This is a genomic window from Erythrobacter sp. CCH5-A1 (assembly GCF_001557115.1).
Classification (GTDB): domain Bacteria; phylum Pseudomonadota; class Alphaproteobacteria; order Sphingomonadales; family Sphingomonadaceae; genus Erythrobacter.
On record NZ_LSKQ01000251.1, the window covers coordinates 1 to 1,788 of the forward strand.

General features: G+C 57.9%; 2 protein-coding genes and 1 pseudogene. All 3 read left to right on the forward strand.

All coding sequences use genetic code 11. The features are described 5' to 3' along the window. Positions 1 to 21: 21 nt before the first annotated feature. Positions 22 to 159: a hypothetical protein gene (locus tag AX708_RS21400; protein WP_369815641.1), complete on the forward strand. Its 138-nt coding sequence runs from the start codon at positions 22 to 24 to the stop codon at positions 157 to 159. Between the two features lie 183 nt (positions 160 to 342). Next, complete coding sequence (locus AX708_RS20580) at positions 343 to 984, forward strand: GNAT family N-acetyltransferase (RefSeq protein WP_196490737.1); 642 nt, start codon at positions 343 to 345, stop codon at positions 982 to 984. Positions 985 to 1,310: 326 nt separating this feature from the next. Continuing rightward, positions 1,311 to 1,717 (forward strand): annotated as a pseudogene (locus tag AX708_RS15425) (transposase); the annotation flags it as partial. Positions 1,718 to 1,788: the final 71 nt, after the last annotated feature.

A 1,788-nucleotide genomic window follows, 5' to 3' on the forward strand; every position in this document is an offset into this window, starting at 1 on the left:
CAGGGCGATACAGCCTGGGTGATGAGCGTCGAGAATGTCGAGGGAACGTACCGCGATCGGCAGATCAAGAGTCGGTCTGTGGAAACGATGCTGCTTCGGCGCGTAAACGGAAGCTGGCAGATATTCCATATCCATTGGTCTTCTGCGGACCAGCGTTGACAAAGGTCCTCGACCAGCGCCAGCCAATGTCCGGTCGGGCATCCAGCTGGAGAAATCTGCTTCCCAGCCTGGATCGGTACGTCGGCACATGAGGTCTCCTTGCCGCCCATCCGCACTGCATGACGACCCGTCTTTCCTAAAAACAAAATGAAGCACAATGGAGCGTGTAAGGAAGCCCTGCGGATGGCCCGCCAAGACAGTGTCGCTTCGATCTTGGGAGCCGAAGATGTGAAGCATAGAGACGCCTCGCTGAGGGCACGCATCAAGGATTTCCTTAAGCGAGCTTTGTCCAGTATTGTGGATTACCGTATCAACTGGATTTTCGCGCAGAACACAGCTGTTGAATCGCCCGCCCTGCCGCCATCTATCGAAATCACTGTTTTCGATGAGCAGCATCTTGCCGCCTTTGCACGTCATCCTGACGTGCGTGTCCGAAGTGCAATGAGTTTCGAGCGCGCGGGATGTATCGGCTTTGTACTTCTGGCCGATGCCGAGCCGGCAGCCTGCATCCATTTCGCCGATAGATCGAACTATGAAAGTGTCTCGACCTGGCCGCTTGCGAACAACGAAGTCGCTTTGGTCAACGTCATAACTTTGCCCGAGCATCGATCGCGGCGCTACGGATCCCTCTTGATTACGCAAGCAACGAGCTCGCTGGTTCCCAGTCGCTATCGGCGCGCCCTTGCCTATATCTGGTGGAACCACCACGCATCGTTGCGCGCATTCAGAAATGCAGGGTGGCAGCGGGTCGGCATTTCGATCGAGATATCGCGGCGCAAGGGACGCTGGTATTCAGTACACCTTCCTTGGAAGGTCCGCCGTTAGAAGCGCACCTGTGGAAGGGCGTTCGAACACAACGCTTGCGTACGCCGTGATGGTCAGGTGTGGCCTTTCGGCTAGGCATTGTACGTAACCATTCTCGATGTCAGCTCGCTGGCTTTACAGTCCTTCGGGACGTACGGCGATGTCGAGCATCGATCCAGCCAGCTGTTTCGTAAGCGTCCGGTGAAACCGTGGCGTCATATGCCGATATCATGATGATGATCGAGAGGTTTGAATGACCGCAGGTGGGTGGATAGGCGAATGGCGGTTTCTGAAGCGGCCCCCAAAATGACCGGACAGGACCTCACACTTATGTAAGAGTGAGGCATATGACCGACAGTAATCCCAGGAACTATGTGCATGCGGAGGTTCTCGGAGGGGTTCAGCGCCGTAGGCACTGGACCCCGGAAGAGAAGCTCCGCATGGTCGAAGAAACCTTCCTGCCCGGCAACAGCGTGTCGCTTGTGGCGCGCATGCACGGGGTGGCGCCCAACCAGCTATTTGGCTGGCGCCGGCAGGCGGCAAGTGGTGCCCTGACCGCCACCCGCGCTGGCGGCGAGGTGGTTCCGGCGAGCGAGTATCGCGCGCTTGAGAACCAGGTGCGCGAGCTGCAGCGCATGCTCGGCAAGAAGACCATGGAGAACGAGATCCTGCGCGAGGCGATCTCGCGCGTGGCTGGTCCCAAAAAAACGCCGTTGCGCACGCTCTCGTTGCCGGAGGGCGACCTGTGTCGATGCCGGATGTATTCTCCTCAAAAGTGCCGAACGAAAATTCCCCAGTTTGAGGTGAGCGCCAATTCGCTCCGGG

Excerpts from the sequence above, each read along its gene's own strand:
- AX708_RS20580 (WP_196490737.1), top strand. The coding sequence starts at position 343 with ATGGCCCGCCAAGACAGTGTCGCTTCGATCTTGGGAGCCGAAGATGTG.
- AX708_RS21400 (WP_369815641.1), top strand. The coding sequence starts at position 22 with ATGAGCGTCGAGAATGTCGAGGGAACGTACCGCGATCGGCAGATCAAG.